Raw genomic sequence first — 20,917 nt, 5'->3', positions numbered from 1 at the left:
GACAGTCTCGCTCTCGGCAACGACGCGCCAGGAGCGTACCTTTTCAAAACGCGCGAGGACATTGCCGGTAGGCTTGATGCAAGTGTCCGTCTGGACGATTGGATAACAGCCGTGCATGTTGCACCGACACACTCGTCATCGACGGCGTCGAGTTGGTCATGAAGGACCTACGGCCGATCCCGCCGGCCGCGTATATCGCTTTCGTGGCGGGTTAGCCGCCGAGCGATATCCCAGAAAAGAGCGACGCCAGCGACGACCGCATGTGAGACTTGGCAACAGCGATGTCCCCTTCGAAACCGGAAAAATCGATCTCCATATGATCGAACGTGGACAGTGCCCGCTCTTCCATGTCAGCCAATGCCCGATCTGGGTCATCCGATTGCTCAGCAACCATTGATGCAATTGCCATGAGTGCGATGCGAAGCACCACAAGCTCCGTCGAATGATGGGCCAAGACATCCATACCAGTCTCCTTTTAAGGTCCGGAACGAATGCTCAAACGCCTATCCCCCGTGATCGTTTCGAACAGCTTGTCTCGACCTATGAGCCGATGCTGCGGACCGCGTTTATCGAGGCGATCGACGACATCCGCTCCAACATCGTTCTGCGCCGTGTGGTGGAGCGCTTGGAGCGCGGCGACGTCAACGGCGCCATTGCAGCCATGAACCTCGACGAGGCCGCGTTTCGGCCGCTGGAAGAAGCCATCCGGCAGGCCTACAACGGCGGCGGTGTCGCCACGGTCGAACAGATGCCGGCGCTGCGCGATCCGAGCGGCTTTCAGGTCGTTCTTCGTTGGGATGCGCGCAATCTTACGGTTGAGACCTGGTTGCGCGAGCACTCGGCGCAACTGATCACCAACATTGTTGCTGATCCGGTCGGGCGATGCTCCGATCAGCCCGCGCCCCCACTTCGTGAGGCGCGGGGTTCTGCGTTCAGGGGAACCGAAACGATCAAGGCTCTTCGGACGTGCCATTTCAGCCTCGTTCGTATCGGACAGCGGCGCTCTGAATTCACAACGATGCAACCACTGCCTTGTCTTCGCGTTTAGCCGCCTTCAATCCTGGCGAGCGACAAAGATGCCGACGTTCATTCCGATTACAATTTACCTGAATCACAAGCCGATAGTGGTCGCGTCGATACCCGAAGCTGCGAACGCGCTTCAGCAACCATGGCCATTCATGGACAAGCCGTCCCGACTTGAAGCAATTCGAATGATCGAGGAATGCCTGGCCGGACACTGCACCCAACAAGCCGCGTTCGATGCCCCGTGAACCTGCAGGGACCAACGACTATGCGCAGCGGCGGTTCCGGGTGGCGCTATGTCCGGCCTATTACGCCAAAATAGGAGATGAAGAACGCAAAGATTCGAATCGGCGTCGAATTCGGGCCGGTGGTGGCGGGAATCATCGGGCACGGCAACACGGGTTCGGCCGGCGTCCACCCCAACATCCGCAAGATCATCTTGGAAGCGATCGCCAGGCTGCGCGAGCAGGGAACCAGCTTCTTCGTCGTCGAGCATGACATGGAAATGGTGCGCAATGTCTGCGACCGCATCATCGTCATGGATTCGGGGCGGGTGGTGACCAGCGGCGCGTTCGAGGACATCGTGCAAAATTCCGAAGTCATGCAGACCTATCTAGGGCGTCCGCAATGAACACGTTGGTCGCAGACAGCGTCGTTGCGGGCTACGGCAAGCAGGAGATCGTCCATGGCGTCTCCCTTGTCGCGGAAGCCGGCAAGATCACCTGCATCTTCGGCCCCAATGGCTGCGGCAAGTGATGCTGGCGCATCTGAGAACCGTCGAAAGAAATCTACTGCAGCGGTGAGGCGACGGCCGCAAACTTCGCGCAATCCTGCGCCTAGCCCCACTACCGAAGCTGCGCCTTACCTCCCGATTTGTGACGCTGCCGACATCAATTCCTGAGTGTTCGGGGCGCCGAATAGGCCGCCATCGAATACCTCGTTGGAAGTCCAGCGAACGACGCCATCGCGGTCCAGCAAGAACTGGCCGACGAGCTGCCCAATGCCGGTGGCCATCATCTGTTGATCCGCTTCCGTGATATCGTAGCTGTCCTTCTTGTTCAGATATTCGAGCGCCGCAAACGGGTCCATCGGTTCAGGCATCTCGCCCGGCAAGTCGACCCGCATCGACTTCACATCGCTCATCGAAACCTTTTGCGGCCATGCGCTCTCGTCTTCGGTGATCTGCATATTCGGCAATCCAAAGGCGCGGTGTGAAGTCCGCTCCGGATCGGATGCCGCGAGCAGGCCGAGCATCGGATGGTACCGCAGATACAGGCGCGCCCGCTCGATGGGCGTGTTGACCACTGTCAGGCTTTCGATGCCCTTCTCGTTGAGGGCGGGGGTGAGTTGCGAAAGCATGGCGATATGACGCCTGCAAAAAGGACAATGGAGACCTCGATACAGCCCAACCAGCACTGGTTTCTCGCCTCGGAAATCGTCGATGGCGATCTTGCCCTCGCGGGTAATCGCGTCGAGCACGACATTGGGCGCAGTTTCACCAGGTTGCAGCGGGCCTATGTTGAGACGTTCTGACATGCTGATCCCTCCTCGCGGGTCAATCCACAACGGATGTGCGGGCGGGTGGCTTGAGCCCATGTGCGGCACATACGTCCTTGGGCATGCTGAAATGGCGGTCGGCCTTAGGACGGCGTCGCGGTCGGCGTCGTCGGCGTCGTCGGCGTCGATATTCCATTTTATAGCACGGAGAGGGCGGACGCTAGTTCTTACGGAGGGCAACGCTTTTACTAGATGGGCACTGGCGCGACCAAGACGCGGATTGAAGGCAATCCCGATCCGGTGCACGTCAGCACGTCGCATATCGAGCGCGCCAATCTCACCATGCGCATGGCAAACCGCCGCTTCACGCGCATCACCAATGCATTCTCAAAGAAGTTCGAAAACCATGTCCACATGGTCGCGATTTACACCGTCCGGTACAACTTCATCAAAATGCACAAGACGCTGAAAATGACGCCTGCAATGGCCGCTGGCGTGTCCAAGACGCTCTGGTCTATGGAAGACCTTTGCGAGAAGATGGAGGCCGTTGCGCCGAAGCCGGGCAAGCGCGGCCCGTACAAACGGCAAGCCTAGTAGGGGGATAAAAATGCGACATCAATTGACGGGCAACGCCGGTCTATACCACGTAGCGCGCGAATTATCGCGGCGCGGTTGGCATGTAATGCCCACCGTACGCAACGCTAGGGGCGCGGACCTCTATGCCGTAAGTGACGATGAGAGCCGCGTCCTGCCGATTCAGTCAAAAGCTCTATCGAAGAGATTCCCGGTACCGTTGGGTCGTTCTCTGGACACGCTTCGCTCAGATTGGTGGGTTGTAACGATCAATGCGAACACCGCAGCACCGACCTGCTATGTCCTCACGAAAGATGAAGTGAAAGCCGCAGCACAGCGCGGAACGAGTCAGGCTGGCGCGGTATCGTATTGGCTAGCGCCAAAGTCTTATGCGCTTCCCCACTATGAAGAAGCCTGGCACAGGTTAGGCACTCCCTCCGCTGCGGAGATCCTAAAATTTCAAACTGAGACACTACCCAGCCCGGTCACCAGTCCGTCGTCAGACGGCAGGCTTACACCATGATCCAGCAGGCGTTCGCGGCGAACGGCATCCATTTTGCCCAGCCCACGGTCCAGGTGGGAAGTGATGAGAAGCAAGCGGCCGCGGCTGCAGCTACCGCCAATGCGATTGCGCGCAAGCAAGCCGCGGAGGTTGTGGAAGGATAGGGTTGGAATGACAACCAATCAGGGGATTTCCGTTTCGGCGATGGTTTTCAGGATAATCTCGTCGAGCGCGGCCGACCGGGTTGAGAGGGCGCGGTGTCCAAGCACGCTGGTCGACGTGGTTCCGCCGAAGTAGCCTCAATTCGAACCACCGGCGTGTTCGCCCGGCTGACAGAGTGGATGACGACCAATGACCGGAATGGGCTCGTATCGAGCCCTTCGAACATAGTCAGGCGAACAGCCGCTTGCTCGTTCCGATCGCGGGAACGTACGGCAGGAAACCAAGAGGCGCCCCTGACGTCTCAACGCGAAATTCCCAGTTAGCCCGCTGCCTCATGGTGGCGGGCTTCATCGTTTGGGGAACAGGCTAAGAACGTGCTGCTACGCTTTTTGCAACGCAACGCTGCGGTATTGGAAGGGACGACGCGGCACAAACGGCGCTGGCGAGTCTTCAAACCCTTGCTAGAGAAGGCTTTGCAGGGACGCTGCGATATGGCTCGGTATGGCTGGCACCGAATTTCAAGACCGGTGCCTTAAACCGCTCGGCCATCCCTCCAAGTAGTTGACTTGACAGTGCTTTCTGCCTCTCTGCGGTTTACTCAAAAGGCCGTTTGCGGTCGGCTCTCATCGGAGAGGAAGAAAAGAGCCTCGGCCACTGCATCGTCACTCCATTCAAAGTTATCGCTCATAACGAGTGCGTCTGCGATGTAGCTGGCGGCCTCCATCGGCAACTTAGCTTCGGCCAGTGCCGCCAAAAGCCACGTCCACGTGTTTTGCGCGTCACCTGCGTCTGTGGCCCATCCGTGATGATGACGTACCCCTTGCCGCCGAGCTTGGACGTGGCGGCTACGCACTCATTCACCTCGGCATCAATCTCTTGCCAAAGCTCGCCTGCCGATATCGCACTGTTGATAGAGGACACAACGGAAGAGTGACGCATGTAGTACCTTTATGCATATGCGGAGAAGGTCAGCAGTTAGTTGTTTGTCGACTGGCGGCTTTCTAATTGCGGCGAGATTTGATTCAGGCTCCTGCCCCGGTCTTGAATCAGGTTTGCCAACACCGCCGACACAGGTTCTACTCATAAGCCGACGCTGACAGCAGCAACTGCGCCGCATGCCGCCATGGATTGCTATGAGCAGAAGAATACCAGTCGCTCACCCAGGCAGCCATCGCCTCTAGTGGTCAAGATCTGACACTTGGTACCGGAGCCGTAGGGCCGCTCAGGGTGGAATGTTGCCTCAACTGGCGAATCAAACAAGCCCGCTGCCTCACGGTTGCGGGCTTTCTTCGCTGCGAACATGGCGGGAACAAAGTAAGCGCGTAGGCGTCCCCACGTAGCGTGCAGGCGGTTGATCGCTCATTTTCAGCATGAATCATGCGGAGAATCCTATGAGCGACAGTATGAGCCATCATCGAACATTCGAGATTTTGACGGCGGAGCCTGTGCCGTCCCGACGCAAGCCGCGCCATCGGTCGGACGAAGAGAAGGCACGGCTTGTCGCCGAAGCGTTCTCGCCAGGGGGCAATGTCTCGGCGGTTGCGCGTTCCGAGGGGCTGGACCCCTCGCAGCTCTATGCGTGGCGCCGCAAGGCGCTTTCGTCGGGCATGGTTGCGCCACTGACGGAGGGAGCGAGCAAGCCGGCGAAGTTCACGCGCTTTGAAGCGGTGGGCAGCGACACGGTGGAAATCGTCATTGGCGACGCAGTGGTGCGCGCCGGCGGCGATGTCGATCCCGATCGCCTGGCGAGGATCATCCGCGCGGTTCGTAAGGCATGATCGCTTCCGGTGTGGTGGTTTACGTGTCGTGCCAGCCGGTCGACTTCCGCAAGGGCGCGGCATCTTTGATGGCGCTGGTCAGGGATGGCGGCCTGGACCCATTCTCGGGGGCACTTCACGTATTCCGTTCGAAGCGTGCGGACCGGGTTCGCATCGTGTGGTGGGACGGCAGCGGGGTTTGTCTTTATTCGAAGACTCTGGAAGATCACAGCTTCTGCTGGCCGGGGATATCGGCCGCGCGCATGCGTCTCGACCACGCCCAGTTGATGGCGCTTCTGGCCGGACTGGACTGGAAAAAGATTCGTCCGGCCAGGGTCAGGCGGCCGTTATCGACGGGCTGAAACCGGCCTGCGGCAAGATGAATCATGCGGCTGGAACGGTTGGGAAAGCGGCTGTTTTTGTGCTCTGTTGCTTGCCATGGTTCTACCGGGTCTTGCCCTTCCCGACGACGTTGATGCGCTGAAGGCGATGATCCTTTCCATGGCTCGCGAGCAGGCTGCAAGCGAGGCCCGGATCGCAGTCGCCGACGCTCGGATCGCAGCATCTGAGGCGGAGGTCGCCCGGCTGAAAGCTGTCGAGAAAAGCGCCAGCGAGCGGATCGCCAATCTCACGTCAATCCTGAAAGTTTTACAGCGCACGCAACATGGCACGCGTTCCGAGCGGCTACGCCTGGCCATCGACGACGAGCAGGCCTCCTTTGCCTTCGAAGAGGTCGAGACCGGCCTTTCGGAAATCCGGAGCGAACTCGACCGCGCGGTCGGGAACAAGCCGAAGCGCGCCCCGCGTCCGCGCAAGGGCTTTGCTGCCCACCTCGAACGCATCGAGGAGGTCGTCGAGCCGGAAATCCCGGCCGACTGCGAGGGGCTTGAAAAGGTTCTGATCGGCGAGGATCGATCCGAGCGGCTGGACGTCGTGCCGCCGAAGTTCCAGGTCATCGTCACGCGCCGTCCCAAATACGCCTTCCGGGGCCGTGACGGCGTGGTCCAGGCTCTGGCGCCGGCGCACATCATCGAAAGCGGGCTGCCGACGGAGCGGCTGCTCGCCTATATCGCCGTCTCCAAATACGCCGACGGCCTCCCGCTTTATCGGCAGGAGGCGATCTATCTGCGCGACGGCGTCGAGATCAGCCGGTCGTTGATGGCGCAGTGGATGGGGCATCTGGGCTTCGAGCTGCAGATGCTTGCTGATTACATACTGGAGCGCATCAAGGAGGGCGAAAGGGTCTTCGCCGACGAGACGACCTTGCCCACCCTTGCCCCTGGTTCCGGGAAAACCACGAAAGCCTGGTTGTGGGCCTACGCACGGGATGACCGACCCTATGGCGGAACCAGTCCGCCAATGGTTGCCTATCGTTTTGAAGACAGCAGAGGTGCGGATTGCGTGGCGCGCCACCTCGCCGGATTCAGCGGTATCCTGCAAGTGGATGGCTACTCGGCCTATACCAACCTGGTCAAGGCACGGGCCAAAGCCGGCAGCAATGAAACAATCCGGCTCGCCGGGTGCTGGGCTCACCTGCGGCGCAAATTCTACGACCTGCACATCAGCGGGGTCTCGCAGGCCGCGACGGATTCGATCATCGCCATGACCGAATTGTGGAAGGTCGAGGACGAGGTCCGCGGCAAGGATGCCGGAAGCCGCGCCGCGCTACGTCAGGAAAAGTCCGTGGCCATTGTCGCGAGCCTCTTCGATCTATGGGAAGCGGAACTGGGCAAGGTCTCCGGAAAATCCAAGACCGCCGAGGCGATCCGCTACGCGCTCACCCGGCGGGAGGCGCTGGAACGCTTTCTGATGGACGGTCGCATCGAAATCGACTCCAATATCGTCGAGCGTGCAATCAGGCCCCAGACGATCACGCGAAAGAATAGTCTATTCGCCGGCAGCCACGGCGGTGGACGAACCTGGGCGACGGTAGCCACCTTGCTGCAAACCTGCAAAATGAACAGCGTCGATCCGCTCGACTGGCTCTCGCAGACCTTGACCCGCATCGCTCAAGGCTGGCCGGCATCCGAAATCGAAATGCTCATGCCTTGGAACTTTAGGCCTGACGTTATCGGCTGACCGCTTACGGAACAAATGGGCTGATCCGTGTTGCAGTCATGTTGCAATGACAACAAGGGACGGACCGAGACAGGCCCGGAAAGCAAGGGGTTGAGCGCTACAGGACGTGAAAACCCATGCAACACGCGCCGGTCGCGATGGTGCTGCGTAACCAATTGTTTTCATTCATGAAGTTCTTGGCTGGGGAACCTGGATTCGAACCAGGACTAACGGAGTCAGAGTCCGTGGGTCTACCGTTAACCTATTCCCCAGCAGGCGCGGCTGTTGAAAACCACGCGGCAGGGCGACAATGTCGCCGCGCGTGCCTTGTAGCCGCCGCCGGAAAATAGTCAAGCCTGCCGAAGGCATTTCAATTCTCACCCCGCCCGAGCTGCGAGTGCTCGAAATACAGCACGACACCGAGCCCCATCACCAGCGGGATGATCAGGTAGAACAGCCGGAACACCAGCAGTGCGGCCAGCACGCCGACCGGCTCCATATGCGACAGGCCGGTCAGGAAGACGACCTCGAACACGCCGAGCCCGCCCGGCGCATGCGAGATCTGGGCGACCGAGAACGACACCAGAAAGACGCCGAGCACGACGAAATATCCGGGATTGCCTGATACGGGCAGGGCAAAGAAGATGATCGCTGCCGCCGCCAAAAGCTCAATCGGGCCGATCAGCAATTGCCGGGCGACGATCGGCAGCGCCGGATAATGGACCTGGAAGCTGCCGATCTTCAGCGGCCTGAGGTGCAGCCAGCTGCCGAAGACATAGGCCGCCACCACAAGCAGCATCGCGAGCCCCGCCGCCTGCGAAAGCCGATGATGCGGTGTGCCGGAAAAACGGTCGACGATCTCCGGCGCGAGCATCAGCACGATGCCTGAGACCAACACTGTCGACAGCACGAAGGTGATCCAGCAGATCGCCACCAGAATGCCGACGTCCTTGCCGGTCAGCCCCCTGGTTCCGTAAGCGCGGTAGCGGATCACCGCGCCTGAAAATACCGAGCCGCCGATATTGTGCGACAGCGCGTAGGTGGTGAAGGAGCACAGGGTGACGAACAGCCACGACACTCGTTTGCCGATATGCAGGAGCGCGATGTGATCGTAGCCGGCCAGCGACGCATAGGCGATGACCGAGCTCAACGCGGCGAGCACCCAGCCGCGGGCAGGGATGGCGACGATGCCGTCCCAGACGTCGTCCAGCGAAATGCCGCGCAGCTCGTGCAGCAGCAGCCACAGCGAGAAGACGACCGCCGCAACGCCGACGACCGGCCAGAAATAACGCCTCCAGTTCATCGCGTGACGATCATGCGTTGCAGCCCCGTTGCCCTGTTCCGGTTCGCGTTACGTAAACAGCCGGCGATATTGAATGTTTCATCCCACCATTTCAGAAATGCCTTATCGAAGCCGGCTATTCAACTGCGAAGGCGCGTTGCTGCAGGAGAAGGAAAGGCTGGCGATCCTTCGCGCCCCCTCTTTCCCGCGATCATCGGGCCGAGCGGAGCGGCGAGACAATGCCGCCGACAAAATTCGGCCCCTGCGCTCTTGGTGATCCGGCCCGGCGCTGCTAGTCTGGCGGCAACTTAGAACACATGAAAGCGCCTGCTGCGTCCGGTCTCCGGTTCGCGCGGCGCCGGAAGGAACTGAAGTGGAAGACCACGACACCGGCGCCGGCGCGCCGGAAGTGGGCGTGTCCAGGGCTTCGCCGCCGCCTTCGGGCCAAGCAAGCCCACCCGCCGGCCGGCACAATGGCCGCCCGGTGCAGCCTTGGTCCGGGCACGGACAGGCAGGCGACGCGTCCCAGCATCAGAATGGCCAGAAGGCCAAGACCAGGAAGCGGCGCAAACGCCGGCGCGGCCGCAAGGTTTTTGCGCGCGACGACGCTCGCCTCGCCGCGGCCGGAGTGGCGGCGGCTGCTGTCAGCGCTCCAGCCAACCGCCCGCCCGCGGAGATCGTCGCGGCTTTGCCGTCGGTTGCGCCAGGCAGGCCGGAGCCGGATGCTCGCCGCCCGCCGCTGCAGGAACTGCCGGTGTTTGCGGCACTCGATCTCGGCACCAATAATTGCCGGCTGCTGGTGGCGGTGCCGACGCGCCACGGTCAGTTCCGCGTCATCGACGCTTTCTCGCGCATCGTCAGGCTGGGCGAGGGCCTCACCGCCAATGGCCGGCTCGGGCAGCCGGCGATGGACCGTGCGGTCGAGGCGCTGAAGATCTGCGGCGACAAATTGCGCAGCCGCAAGATCAGGAAGGCCCGGCTGATCGCCACCGAAGCCTGCCGCACGGCCGCGAACGGCGCCGAGTTCCTCGACCGCGTCGAGCGCGAGGCGGGGCTAAAACTCGAGATCATCGACCGCCAGACCGAAGCGCGGCTGGCGGTGTCGGGCTGCGGCTCGCTGGTCGACCGCGACACGCAAGGCGTCGTCCTGTTCGACATCGGCGGCGGCTCCTCGGAGATCGCGCTGATCGATCTCACCGGCCACCGCTCGCCGAGGCTCGCCAACCACATCGTCTCGTGGACGTCGCTGCCGGTCGGCGTCGTCTCGCTGGCCGAGCGCTTCGGCGGCCGCGCCGTCACCCGCGAGATCTTTGCCGCCATGGTCGAGGATGTGGCTGTGCGCCTGCACGCCTTCGACGGGCGCGACCGGCTGAGCCATGTGCTCGCCAGCCCGAAATTCCACCTGCTCGGCACCTCGGGCACGGTGACGACGCTGGCCGGCGTTCACCTCGACCTGGACCGCTACGACCGCCGCCGCGTCGACGGTCTGTGGATGGACCGTGACAGCGTCGATCGCATGGTCGAAAAACTGGTCGGCTGGGATTTTCAGCAGCGCGTCGCCAATCCCTGCATCGGCGCCGATCGCGCCGATCTGGTGCTGGCCGGCTGCGCCATCCTGGAAGCGATCCGCGCGGTGTGGCCCTCGGAGCGGCTGCGCGTCGCCGACCGCGGTCTGCGCGAGGGCATATTGAGCGAATTGATGGCCGACGACGGCGTCTGGCGCAACAACGGGCGGGGCAGAGCATGATCCCGAAAAGTGGCGGCCGGTTTTCAGAAAAGATCATGCTCAAACGAGAAATCATGATTCCGAACCGAAGGACCGCGTCAGCGAAAAGTGGCGGCCGGTTTTCGGAAAAGATCATGCTCGAACAAGAAGTCAGCCAATGACCAAGAAACCGCAGAAGCCCGGTACCGCCGGCATTCGCGTGCTGAAGACGCGGATCAAGAAGAAAAGCGGCCTGAAGGAATCGTCGCGTCGCTGGCTGCAGCGCCACATCAACGACCCCTATGTCCAGCGCTCCAAGGCCGATGGCTACCGCTCGCGCGCCGCCTACAAGCTGATCGAGATCGACGACAAGCACCATCTGCTCAAGCCCGGCATGAAGGTGATCGACCTTGGTGCGGCACCCGGCGGCTGGTGCCAGGTCGTCGCCGCGCGCACGAAATCGACGGCCGAACACCCGCATGTCGTCGGCATCGACTATTTGGAGATGGACGCGGTGCCCGGCGCGCCGGTGCTGTTGATGGATTTTCTCGACCCGCAGGCGCCGGAAAAGCTCGCCGAAACGCTCGGTGGCCAACCGGACATCGTCTTGTCCGACATGGCCGCACCCACCACCGGCCATCGCCGAACCGATCACATCCGCACCATGTATCTGTGCGAGGTGGCCGCCGATTTCGCGCTATCGGTGCTGAAGCCGGGCGGCCATTTCCTCGCCAAGACTTTTCAGGGCGGCGCCGAGAACGAATTGCTCGCCAGGCTCAAGCAGAATTTCCGCTCGGTCCGTCACGTCAAGCCGCCGGCCTCGCGCGATGAGTCGGTGGAGCTTTATCTGCTGGCGAAGGATTTTAAGGGCGGAAGCGGGGCAGGGTAAAGCGCGGCGTAGCGTTCCTGGCCCGCCGGCAACGAAAGGTTCTGCACCCTCCGCTCTCAACTCCCCGGTGGGCTCACCCCCACCGTCTTGGGCGCCGTCAGCCCGCCATGACCCGATACGGCGTTGCCGGCATCGGGCGCCAGCTGCATGAACGACAGCGATGCGGCGGCCGACACGGCTGCGACAATGAAGAATGCGATGTGGAAGTCGCTCAGCCTCAGCGGCCCGCCATGGATTGTCGTCGACACTTCCAGGATGCCGCCGGCCAGCGCCACGCCGAGCGCGATCGACAGTTGCTGGAACACTGCGGCGATCGGCGTTGCCCGGCTGGTGTCGGCGGTCGAAATCTCGGCATACGCTAGCGCGTTGATGCCTGTGAAGAACATCGAGCGGATGAAGCCGCCGGCGAGCAGGGCGGCGAGGATCAGCAGATAGGGCGTCTCGGGCGTCAGCAGGCCGTTGATGGCGATCGACGCCGCCGCGATCAGCGAGCCGAAGATCAGCACGCGGCGGAAACCGGCGATCCTGAAGATCAGCGCGGTGACGAATTTCATGCCGATCGCGCCGATCGCCGCCACGAAGGTGATCATTCCCGACTGGAACGGCGTCAGCCCGAAGCCGATCTGGAACATCAGCGGCAAAAGGAAGGGCACGGCGCCGATGCCGATGCGAAACAGCCCGCCGCCGAGGACCGAGGCGCGGAACACCTGGTTGCGGAACAGCTCGAGCGCCAGCAGCGGATTTTTGGCGCGGCGCGCATGCAGGAGGTAAAGCACGGCTGAAACCAGCCCGACAGCCACGGTGAGGAAGCCGGCAATCGGCGGCAAGGCCGGCAGGCTGACCACCGACAGGCCGAAGACGATGCCCGATGCCGCCAGGCCGCTCAGCACGAAGCCGATGAAGTCGAGCGGCGGTGTCCGCGCCGGCCCGGTCTCCGGCAGGAAGCGCGTCGCCAGCCAGATGCCGATCAGCCCGATCGGCACATTGATCAGGAAAATCCAGTGCCAGCTGAAATAGGTGGTGATGAAGCCGCCGACCGGTGGCCCGACGAGCGGCCCGACCAATGCCGGAACAGTCAGCCACGACATCGCGGCGACGAGTTCGCTCTTGGGCGTGGCGCGCACCAGCACAAGCCGTCCCACGGGCGTCATCATGGCGCCGCCAATACCTTGCAGGAAGCGTGAGATCACGAAAGCCGGCAGCGAATTCGACATCGCGCAAGCGACCGAACCGGCGATGAACACGGCAATCGCCGCGCGAAACACGGTCTTGGCGCCAAAACGGTCGGCCATCCAGCCGCTGATCGGAATGAACACCGCCAGCGACACCAGATAGGCGGTCAGCGCCAGCTTGAGAGCCACCGGGCTGGTCTGGAGGTCGACGGCGATCGCCGGCAGCGACGTCGCGAGAACGGTCGAATCCATGTTTTCCATGAAAAGGGCGACCGCCAGGATAAGCGGGATGGTGCGGTTCATGGAGCGCGTCCGGATTCGATTGTTGCCGCCGATTGCCGGGCCCAGGGGGGCAAGCCGATACGCGGGCCGGTTACCACGGGTTGGGTTGGATGTCGCCTTAACTTGCTGTCACATTTGTGCGACCGCGGCAGCCGTGCCAGTTCGGAGCCGGGAAGAAATGGCGCCTGAATAAAAAACCCTGCCAAGACCTGGGTTCCTCGCCCACCGCGGAGCGGGGGAGAGGTGGCCGCGAAGCGGCCGGAGAGGGGGCTTTCGTAGGGCGCGGTTCCCCCTCTCCGTCTCGGCTTCGCCGAGCCACCTCTCCCCCACTTTCGTGGGGGCGAGGAACCCAAGCTGGAATGAAGCCGCGATCCTTCCCTCTGTCCTGCCGGACATCTCCCCCGCAAGAGGGGAGATCGATGCCGCTTCGGCTTTCTCCAATCACCAGCGGTGAATGCCGGTCGCCATCCGTCACCGCGAAAGGATCAAGCTGAGTTCGTCGCCCTGTCGTGCACAAGCAATCGGCTTTTCAACGGCGACGGGACGTGTTACGAGCCAGCGCCAATCCTGAGAGGGAAGAAGACGAGTCGGCGCTGTCCATCCGGTCCAGCGCTTTTCATGCATTCCGAGGGCTGGCCATGGCAAAGATTATCGAAACGTCCACGGGCGCATTGGCGCTGACTTTTGACGATGTGCTGCTGCAGCCGGGTCATTCCGAGGTCATGCCCGGCGAAACCGATATCCGCACCCGCATTGCCGGCGACATCGACCTCAACGTGCCGATCCTGTCCGCCGCCATGGATACCGTCACCGAGGCGCGTCTTGCCATCGCCATGGCCCAGGCCGGCGGCATCGGCGTCATCCACCGCAATTTCTCGCCGGCCGAACAGGCCGAGCAGGTGCGGCAAGTCAAGAAATTCGAATCCGGCATGGTGGTCAACCCGGTCACCATCGGCCCCGACGCGACGCTCGCCGACGCGCTCGGTCTGATGCGCACCTACAGCATCTCGGGCATTCCGGTGGTCGAGAATGGCGGCGCCGGCGGGCATAAGGTGGGACGGCTGGTCGGCATCCTGACCAACCGCGACGTGCGCTTCGCTTCCGACCCGGCCCAAAAAGTCTACGAGCTGATGACCCGTGAGAACCTGATCACGGTCAAGGAGAACGTCGATCAGGACGAGGCCAAGCGGCTCCTGCACCAGCACCGCATCGAAAAGCTGGTCGTGGTCGATAGCGGCGGCAATTGCGTCGGGCTGATCACCGTCAAGGACATCGAGAAGTCGCAGCTCAATCCGCACGCCACCAAGGACGTGCAGGGACGCTTGCGCGCGGCGGCCGCCACCAGCGTCGGCGATGACGGTTTTGAGCGCGCCGAGCGGCTCATCGATGCCGGTGTCGACCTTTTGGTGATCGACACCGCGCATGGTCACTCGCAACGCGTGCTCGATGCGGTGACGCGGGCCAAGAAACTGTCCAATTCGGTTCGCATCCTGGCCGGCAACGTCGCCACATCGGAGGGCACGCTGGCGCTGATCGATGCCGGCGCCGACGCCGTCAAGGTCGGCATCGGCCCCGGCTCCATCTGCACCACTCGCATCGTCGCCGGCGTCGGCACGCCGCAGCTTTCGGCAATCATGTCGGCGGTCGAGACGGCGCAGAAATCGGGCGTCTCAGTCATCGCCGATGGCGGCATCAAATATTCCGGCGATCTCGCCAAGGCGCTCGCCGCTGGCGCCAGTGCCGCGATGATCGGGTCGCTGCTGGCCGGCACCGACGAGAGCCCTGGCGAAGTCTATCTGCACCAGGGCCGCTCGTTCAAAGCCTATCGCGGCATGGGCTCGGTCGGCGCCATGGCGCGTGGCTCCGCCGACCGCTATTTCCAGGCCGAGGTGCGCGACACGCTGAAACTGGTGCCGGAAGGCATCGAAGGGCAGGTGCCTTACAAAGGGCCCGTGTCCGGCGTGCTGCATCAGCTTGCCGGCGGCCTGAAAGCCGCCATGGGCTATGTCGGCGCGCGCGACCTTGCCGATTTCCGCGACCGCGCCACCTTTGTACGCATATCCAACGCCGGACTTCGTGAAAGCCACGCCCATGACGTCACGATCACCCGCGAAAGCCCGAATTACCCCGGCGGAGCCTAACCAGATCGCACGAAGCCTGACGGCAATGATGCTGCGGCTGTCGCGCCACGCAGCCGCGCTCTGTTTTGTCTGCGTGGCGGTTTTCGTCGCCATGACGGCAATGGAGTTCCTGTATTTCCGCCAGCTGAGCAGCGGCCTGCCGTCGCTCGATTTGCGCTTTGCCGGGTTCACCCCGGACGAGGGTATGGCCTGGCTGACGGCACTCGGCCGTCGCGGCAGCGAGATCATCCTGGTCTGGCATTATTTGACCTTCGACCTGCTGTTCCCGGCGCTGCTGTCGCTGACATTGGTCAGCCTCATCCTTGCCGCCGGGCGGCGGCTGAAGAACTTCCGGGCTCTGTCCGCCCAGCTTCAGTCGCTGTTCGCGCTCGTCCTGGTGCTGCCCTACACGCTTGCCGATTATGCGCAGAACTTCGCGGTGGCCCGCATGCTCTCCGACTTCCTGTCGGCCAATCCGGACTCGCTGTCCCACGCCTCGGCGCTGATCGTCACCAAATTCGCGCTTCTGGCGATACCGGTGACCGTCATCGCGGCTTTCCAGCTGATGGGGCAGCGGCGTCGGGCGTAAGAACTGACAGAGCCGCGTCCTAATTGGACGCGCAAAGAGCCCGGTCTGTCGAGATCTTCACGCCGGCGTTCGCTCGAACGCTTGGCTACACGTCGAACAGCGCGATCTTGCGCTTGTCGAACTTGATGGCGAGCTCGCCGCGCACCAGTTTGAGCGCCGCCTCGCCGAACACGGCGCGTCGCCAGCCTTGCAATGCCGGCACGTCGGCGTCCTCGCCCTCGGCGGCGATGCGGTCGATGTCGTCGCTCGAGGCCAGCACCTTCGAAGCGACGCCCTCCTTTTCGGCGACGATCCGCAACAGCACTTTCAGCAGTTCAGCGGCGGCGTTGGAGCCTTCGGGCGGCTGAAAACTCTTCGGCAGCTTCGGCATCTCTTCCCTGGGCAAGGCAAGCGCGCTGTTGACCGCACCAAGCAGGGCTGTTGCCGTCGCCGAGCGTTCCCAGCCTTTCGGCGTGGTGCGCAGCTTGGCGAGTGCTGCCGCGTCGCGCGGCGCCTGCTGCGCCACCTCGTAGATAGCGTCGTCCTTGAGCACCCGGCCGCGCGGCACATCGCGTTCGCGCGCCTCACGCTCGCGCCATGCCGCCACCGCTTGCACGATCGCCAGCTCCTGCGGCTTGCGCAGCCGCATCTTCAGCCGCTTCCAGGCGTCCTCGGGATGCGGATCGTAGGTTTCGCGGGCGGTCAGCACGTCCATCTCCTCATTCAGCCAATGGGCGCGGTTTTCCCGCACCAGCTCGGCGCTGAGGTGCTGGTAGACCTCGATCAGATGGGTGACGTCGGCAAGCGCGTAGTCGAGCTGCTTCTCGGAAAGCGGCCGGTGGCGCCAGTCGGTGAAACGTGAGGACTTGTCGAGCCGAGCGCCGGTGATTTTTTGGACGAGTTGGTCATAGGAGACGCTGTCGCCGAAGCCGCAAACCATCGCCGCCACCTGGGTGTCGAACACCGGATGCGGCACCAGATCGCCGAGATGAACGATGATTTCAATATCCTGGCGCGCCGCATGGAAGACTTTGACGACCGCCTCGTTGGCCATCAGCCTGAAGAACGGCTTCAGGTCGATATCGGGTGACAGCGGGTCGATCAGCGCCGTCACGCCGGGTGCCGCCATCTGGATCAGGCACAGGATCGGCCAAAAGGTCGTTTCGCGAATGAATTCGGTGTCGACGGTGACGAAATCCGACTTTTCGAACGCGGCGAGGGCTGTTTCGAGTTCTTTTTGGGTGGTGATGACGTGCATCAAATCGCTTTTGGCAAAAGGGTAGGTCCCCTTCAATTTCAGCCGCGCGGGCTTTCGTCAAGCCGCCCCACGGGGTTCAAGACATAGGGGGCCGTCATCATCGCTTCTCAGGCCCGTCGGAATCATCGTTGCGCTTGGCCAGCCGGGCGAACACCGTCGAAGTGCGCAAGAGGCCGATGAAACGGCTGCGTTTGCCCGCCGGCACGCCGGATCGCACCTGCATCCGGTAGAGGATGACGACGACGAAGATGGCGTAGACGGTGGCGGTGAACACGAACAGCGCGCTTGGCCCGAAATACTGCATCGCCGTCGAGGCGGCGAACGGTCCGCCAATGGCGCCGAAGGAATAGAACAGCATCAGCGCCGCGTTGATCAGCACGAACTCGCCCTTGTCGGCGCGGTCGTTGGAATGCGCCGCCGACAGCGAATAGAGCGGCATGGCGAAGCAGCCGAAGATGAAGACGATCACGAAGTTGAGCGACGGGTCGCTGCGCGCCCAGAACACCAGCGCCAGCGACGCCAGCAGCGCGCAGCACGTCGTTATCAGCAGCACGGAACGCCGGTCCCAGCGGTCGGACAAATAGCCGAGCGGATACTGGATGATGGCGCCGCCGAAGATGCCGACGCTGACGAAGGTGACGACGTCGGTGACCGACATGCCGATCTGTTCGGCATAGACCGGCGACAAGGTGCGAAAAGCGCTGTTGGTGACGCCGACGGCAATGCAGCCGAAGCAGCCGAGCGGCGAGATCCGCCAGACGCGGGCGAGGTCGAGCTTGACGTCTTCGGGCGGGGTCGGGTTGGAGCGGTCGCCGAGCGACACCGGCACCAGCGAGAGCGTGATCATGATCGACATGACGGCGAAGATGGCGAAACCACTGGCGCCGACGATCGGGATCAGGAACTGTGCGCCGGTGACCGAACCGATGTCGACCATCCGGTAGATGGCCAGTACCCGCGCGCGATCCTTGTTGGCGGCCCCGGAATTGAGCCAGGCTTCCATGATGGTGAACAGGCCGGCGAAGCAGAAGCCGCCGGCGAGACGCAACGCGCACCACATGACCGGGTCGACGACCAGCACCAAAAGCAATGTTCCGGCCGAAGCGATCGCCGCCAGCGCGGAAAACGCGCGCACATGTCCGACGGCCTTCATGATGTGGGTGACGGCGAGGCAGCCGAGCAGGAAGCCGGCGAAATAGAACGTCCCCATCAGGCCGATGGTCGAGGCCGAAAACCCCTCCTGCGCACCGCGCAATGCGATCAAGGTGCTCTGCAGGCCGTTGCCGCCGAGCAGGATGCCGGCGGCAATAAGGAGCGGGATCAGCGGGCGCATGGAGGACATGAAGGAAGGCCTGTCGTTGATGCTTCTTGAACCATCGCCTGCGCCAATGCCAGCGGCAATTCCCGGCGGTTAGCAGGCCAGCGCCGGCAACCGGTTTCTCAGTTTGATTTTTTGGCTGAGGGGCAATCTTTCGCGCTCCCGATGGCGCGCTTGGATGGTGGGGCGTCCTACCGCAGAATTCTGTTTGTCATCAGCCATTTCACGGAGCGGGGCCACGCGTAATTCGCACCCATGCGCAGATCGGTAAAGCCTTGGGAAACAGGTTTCCCGGTTTCAGCGTCGAGAATGCGAATGAACATCGTATGCTCCGTTCGGTTGACCCGCGTCACGACGCCCAGCAAGGCAAGAGAGGCGCCGTGTTCTTTGGCGATCTTGCCTTCACAGCCGCCGCAGTTGCGCAATCCGTGCGGCGCCACCGCCTGCATATCCCCGGCTGGCACATCAACCACCGTAAAACGCCCGGACTGGGAGAGCATGTCCTTCGCCATTTGTGCCGACTCGGACAGATAGCGCCTGTCGTGTTCATCCGGCGGAATTATTCCTGCGCCAGCGCTCTTGTCTTCCAATTCGAAAGGAAACACCTCGATCGACATCGGCTTTGTCTGGGCCTGTGCAAATGTGCAGGTGCCAACAAGCAGCGTTATCAGGACCGTCAATGTGCGAATGCGCATGGTCGTCCTCCCGCCAATGTGACGGCCATTGTACACGGCTTAATCATCCTGATCACAATCAAATCAAAGCAGCGCAAACTCTACGCTTTAACTGTGGCGTGGTCTTTTCAGGGAACCTCGAGCGAAAGCCGAAGTCCAACCAGAGATGCCACCCGTGCGCCGCCTGCCTTGACAAAGCCGGTCTCTCATGTGCTTTTCGCGCAAATTTTCCGGCCGGGCCATCATGCCTTGGGCGCAATCAAACATCCGGACTTACCAATGACAATGCATCGTTACCGCAGCCATACCTGTGCCCAGTTGAGGAAGAGCGACGTCGGCTCTTCCGTTCGCTTGTCGGGCTGGGTGCATCGCGTGCGCGATCATGGCGGCCTGCTGTTCATCGATTTGCGCGACCACTATGGCCTGACCCAGATCGTCGCCGACCCGGATTCGCCGGCTTTCAAGATCGCCGAGACCGTGCGCGGCGAATGGGTCATCCGCGTCGACGGCGAGGTCAAGGCGCGTCTGGCCGAGACGGCGAACGCCAATTTGCCGACCGGCGAGATCGAGGTTTTCGCGCGCGAGATCGAAGTGCTTTCGGCGGCCAGGGAACTGCCGCTGCCGGTATTCGGCGAGCCGGACTATCCCGAGGACATCCGTCTCAAATACCGCTTCCTCGATTTGCGCCGCGACACGCTGCACAAGAACATTGTGGCGCGGACAAAAATCATCGCCGAGATGCGCAAGCGCATGGGCGAGGTCGGCTTCACCGAATTCTCGACGCCGATCCTGACCGCTTCGTCGCCCGAAGGGGCGCGTGATTTTCTGGTGCCGTCACGCATCCATCCCGGCACCTTCTACGCGCTGCCGCAGGCGCCGCAGATATACAAGCAATTGATCATGGTGTCGGGCTTTGACCGTTACTTCCAGATAGCGCCGTGCTTCCGCGATGAGGACCCGCGCGCCGACCGCCTGCCGGGCGAATTCTACCAGCTCGACCTGGAGATGAGCTTCGTCGAGCAGGACGACGTTCTGGCAACAATGGAACCGGTAATGCGGGGCGTGTTCGAGACCTTTGCCGCCGGCAAGCCGGTGACGCAGGCGTTTCCGCGCATCGCTTACGACGCCGCCATGCGCAAATACGGCACCGACAAGCCCGACCTGCGCAACCCGATCGAGATGCAGGCGGTCTCCGATCATTTTCGCGGGTCCGGATTCAAGGTGTTCGCCAGCATCCTTGCCAACGACCCGAAGGCCGAGGTCTGGGCCATTCCGGCCAGGACCGGTGGTTCGCGGGCTTTCTGCGACCGGATGAATTCGTGGGCGCAAGGCGAGGGCCAGCCTGGCCTCGGCTACATCTTCTGGCGCAAGGAGGGCGAGAAGCTCGAAGGCGCCGGTCCGCTCGCCAAGAACATCGGCGAGGAGCGCACCGAGGCGATCCGCCTCCAGCTCGGCCTTGCCGATGGCGACGCCGCCTTCTTCGTCGCCGGCGACCCGAAAAAGTTCGTCTCGTTCGCGGGCGCGGCGCGCACCCGCGCCGGCGAGGAGCTGAACCTTGTCGATCGCGACCGTTTCGAACTGTGCTGGATCGTCGACTTTCCCTTCTTCGAATGGAACGAGGACGAGAAAAAGATCGATTTCGCCCACAACCCGTTCTCGATGCCGCAGGGCGGCATCGATGCGCTCAACGGCGAGGATCTGCTCGGCATCAAGGCTTTCCAATATGACATGGTCTGCAATGGTTTCGAGATTGCTAGCGGCGGCATCCGCAACCATCTGCCGGAGACCATGGTCAAGGCATTCGAGACCGTCGGGCTTAATCGCGAGACGGTCGAGCAGCGCTTCGGTGGCCTCTACCGCGCCTTCCAGTACGGCGCACCGCCGCACGGCGGCATGGCGGCCGGCATCGACCGCGTCGTCATGCTGCTGGTTGGTGCCAGGAACCTGCGCGAAGTGACGATGTTCCCGATGAACCAGCAGGCCTATGATCTGTTGATGAGCGCGCCGTCGGAAGCCAGCCCGCAACAGCTTCGCGAATTGTCGTTGCGCGTCGCAGTGACCAAGAAAGAGGCTTAAA

General features: G+C 62.4%; 21 protein-coding genes, 1 tRNA gene and 1 pseudogene. 14 read left to right on the top strand and 9 right to left on the bottom strand.

Features of this window, described 5'->3' with window-relative positions; translation table 11 throughout:
• Positions 1–211: 211 nt before the first annotated feature.
• Positions 212–463 (bottom strand): hypothetical protein, encoded by a 252-nt coding sequence (locus JG739_RS21160; protein WP_202363226.1) that lies wholly within the window; start codon positions 461–463, stop codon positions 212–214.
• A gap of 87 nt (positions 464–550) precedes the next feature.
• On the opposite strand from JG739_RS21160, the gene JG739_RS21155 reads away from it, so the two are divergent.
• From JG739_RS21155 to JG739_RS36065, 4 genes are all read left to right on the top strand, one after another.
• Positions 551–1,048, top strand: a complete 498-nt coding sequence (locus tag JG739_RS21155; RefSeq protein WP_202363225.1) for a hypothetical protein — start codon at positions 551–553, stop codon at positions 1,046–1,048.
• A 28-nt stretch (positions 1,049–1,076) separates the two neighbouring features.
• Positions 1,077–1,271, top strand: coding sequence for a DUF982 domain-containing protein (locus JG739_RS36395; protein WP_202363224.1), 195 nt, complete (start codon positions 1,077–1,079; stop codon positions 1,269–1,271).
• Between the two features lie 77 nt (positions 1,272–1,348).
• The gene (locus JG739_RS21145; protein ID WP_202363223.1) at positions 1,349–1,654 is read left to right on the top strand and encodes a hypothetical protein; all 306 of its coding nucleotides are present in this window, start codon (positions 1,349–1,351) and stop codon (positions 1,652–1,654) included.
• Positions 1,651–1,779, top strand: coding sequence for a hypothetical protein (locus JG739_RS36065; protein ID WP_274609395.1), 129 nt, complete (start codon positions 1,651–1,653; stop codon positions 1,777–1,779). The genes JG739_RS21145 and JG739_RS36065 overlap by 4 nt, the downstream gene beginning before the upstream one ends.
• 105 nt (positions 1,780–1,884) lie before the next feature.
• On the opposite strand, the gene JG739_RS21140 is transcribed toward JG739_RS36065, so the two are convergent.
• Positions 1,885–2,559 (bottom strand): peroxiredoxin-like family protein, encoded by a 675-nt coding sequence (locus tag JG739_RS21140; protein ID WP_202367556.1) that lies wholly within the window; start codon positions 2,557–2,559, stop codon positions 1,885–1,887.
• 222 nt (positions 2,560–2,781) lie between these two features.
• Between JG739_RS21140 and JG739_RS21135 the strand changes: the two are divergent.
• Positions 2,782–3,114, top strand: a pseudogene (locus tag JG739_RS21135) (IS1 family transposase); the annotation flags it as partial.
• Positions 3,115–3,612: 498 nt separating this feature from the next.
• The gene (locus JG739_RS21130; protein ID WP_202363221.1) at positions 3,613–3,759 is read left to right on the top strand and encodes a hypothetical protein; all 147 of its coding nucleotides are present in this window, start codon (positions 3,613–3,615) and stop codon (positions 3,757–3,759) included.
• Positions 3,760–4,355: 596 nt separating this feature from the next.
• Here JG739_RS21130 and JG739_RS21125 read toward each other — a convergent pair.
• A complete protein-coding gene (locus JG739_RS21125; RefSeq protein ID WP_202363220.1) occupies positions 4,356–4,511 on the bottom strand; it encodes a hypothetical protein in 156 nt (51 codons plus the stop codon).
• 637 nt (positions 4,512–5,148) lie between these two features.
• On the opposite strand from JG739_RS21125, the gene JG739_RS21120 reads away from it, so the two are divergent.
• From JG739_RS21120 to tnpC, 3 genes are all read left to right on the top strand, one after another.
• Positions 5,149–5,535, top strand: a complete 387-nt coding sequence (locus tag JG739_RS21120; protein WP_183445375.1) for a transposase — start codon at positions 5,149–5,151, stop codon at positions 5,533–5,535.
• A complete protein-coding gene (gene tnpB / locus JG739_RS21115) occupies positions 5,532–5,876 on the top strand; it encodes an IS66 family insertion sequence element accessory protein TnpB (protein WP_183445374.1) in 345 nt (114 codons plus the stop codon). The genes JG739_RS21120 and tnpB overlap by 4 nt, the downstream gene beginning before the upstream one ends.
• 76 nt (positions 5,877–5,952) lie before the next feature.
• Positions 5,953–7,593 (top strand): IS66 family transposase, encoded by a 1,641-nt coding sequence (tnpC, locus tag JG739_RS21110; RefSeq protein WP_183445373.1) that lies wholly within the window; start codon positions 5,953–5,955, stop codon positions 7,591–7,593.
• A gap of 177 nt (positions 7,594–7,770) precedes the next feature.
• Here tnpC and JG739_RS21105 read toward each other — a convergent pair.
• Together JG739_RS21105 and JG739_RS21100 are read right to left on the bottom strand one after the other, a co-directional pair.
• Positions 7,771–7,844, bottom strand: a tRNA-Gln gene (locus tag JG739_RS21105).
• Positions 7,845–7,942: 98 nt separating this feature from the next.
• A complete protein-coding gene (locus JG739_RS21100) occupies positions 7,943–8,875 on the bottom strand; it encodes a lysylphosphatidylglycerol synthase domain-containing protein (RefSeq protein ID WP_202363219.1) in 933 nt (310 codons plus the stop codon).
• Positions 8,876–9,143: 268 nt separating this feature from the next.
• Between JG739_RS21100 and JG739_RS21095 the strand changes: the two genes are divergently transcribed.
• Together JG739_RS21095 and JG739_RS21090 are read left to right on the top strand one after the other, a co-directional pair.
• Positions 9,144–10,601 carry a Ppx/GppA phosphatase family protein gene (locus JG739_RS21095; protein WP_446720571.1) on the top strand — a complete coding sequence of 486 codons (1,458 nt, stop codon included), beginning with the start codon at positions 9,144–9,146 and terminating at the stop codon, positions 10,599–10,601.
• Positions 10,602–10,737: 136 nt separating this feature from the next.
• Positions 10,738–11,448, top strand: a complete 711-nt coding sequence (locus tag JG739_RS21090; RefSeq protein WP_202363217.1) for an RlmE family RNA methyltransferase — start codon at positions 10,738–10,740, stop codon at positions 11,446–11,448.
• 56 nt (positions 11,449–11,504) lie between these two features.
• Here the strand turns inward: JG739_RS21090 and JG739_RS21085 are convergent, their stop codons facing one another.
• A complete protein-coding gene (locus tag JG739_RS21085; RefSeq protein WP_202363216.1) occupies positions 11,505–12,923 on the bottom strand; it encodes an MFS transporter in 1,419 nt (472 codons plus the stop codon).
• Positions 12,924–13,540: 617 nt separating this feature from the next.
• Here JG739_RS21085 and guaB point away from each other — a divergent pair.
• Together guaB and JG739_RS21075 are read left to right on the top strand one after the other, a co-directional pair.
• Complete coding sequence (gene guaB / locus JG739_RS21080) at positions 13,541–15,043, top strand: IMP dehydrogenase (RefSeq protein ID WP_202363215.1); 1,503 nt, start codon at positions 13,541–13,543, stop codon at positions 15,041–15,043.
• A gap of 25 nt (positions 15,044–15,068) precedes the next feature.
• On the top strand, positions 15,069–15,611 hold the full coding sequence (locus JG739_RS21075) for a hypothetical protein (RefSeq protein WP_202363214.1): 543 nt from the start codon (positions 15,069–15,071) through the stop codon (positions 15,609–15,611).
• A gap of 85 nt (positions 15,612–15,696) precedes the next feature.
• On the opposite strand, the gene rnd is transcribed toward JG739_RS21075, so the two are convergent.
• The 3 genes from rnd to JG739_RS21060 form a co-directional block, all read right to left on the bottom strand.
• Positions 15,697–16,848, bottom strand: a complete 1,152-nt coding sequence (gene rnd / locus JG739_RS21070) for a ribonuclease D (protein ID WP_202363213.1) — start codon at positions 16,846–16,848, stop codon at positions 15,697–15,699.
• Between the two features lie 97 nt (positions 16,849–16,945).
• Positions 16,946–18,190 carry an MFS transporter gene (locus JG739_RS21065; RefSeq protein WP_202363212.1) on the bottom strand — a complete coding sequence of 415 codons (1,245 nt, stop codon included), beginning with the start codon at positions 18,188–18,190 and terminating at the stop codon, positions 16,946–16,948.
• 167 nt (positions 18,191–18,357) lie between these two features.
• The gene (locus JG739_RS21060; protein WP_202363211.1) at positions 18,358–18,861 is read right to left on the bottom strand and encodes a DUF3280 domain-containing protein; all 504 of its coding nucleotides are present in this window, start codon (positions 18,859–18,861) and stop codon (positions 18,358–18,360) included.
• Between the two features lie 264 nt (positions 18,862–19,125).
• On the opposite strand from JG739_RS21060, the gene aspS reads away from it, so the two are divergent.
• Positions 19,126–20,916 carry an aspartate--tRNA ligase gene (gene aspS / locus JG739_RS21055; RefSeq protein ID WP_202367555.1) on the top strand — a complete coding sequence of 597 codons (1,791 nt, stop codon included), beginning with the start codon at positions 19,126–19,128 and terminating at the stop codon, positions 20,914–20,916.
• Position 20,917: the final 1 nt, after the last annotated feature.

Source organism: Mesorhizobium sp. L-2-11 (assembly GCF_016756595.1).
Taxonomy (GTDB): Bacteria; Pseudomonadota; Alphaproteobacteria; order Rhizobiales; family Rhizobiaceae; genus Mesorhizobium.
The sequence above is the reverse complement of the archived record's forward strand: the minus strand, read 5'-3'. Positions and strand labels throughout refer to the sequence as shown.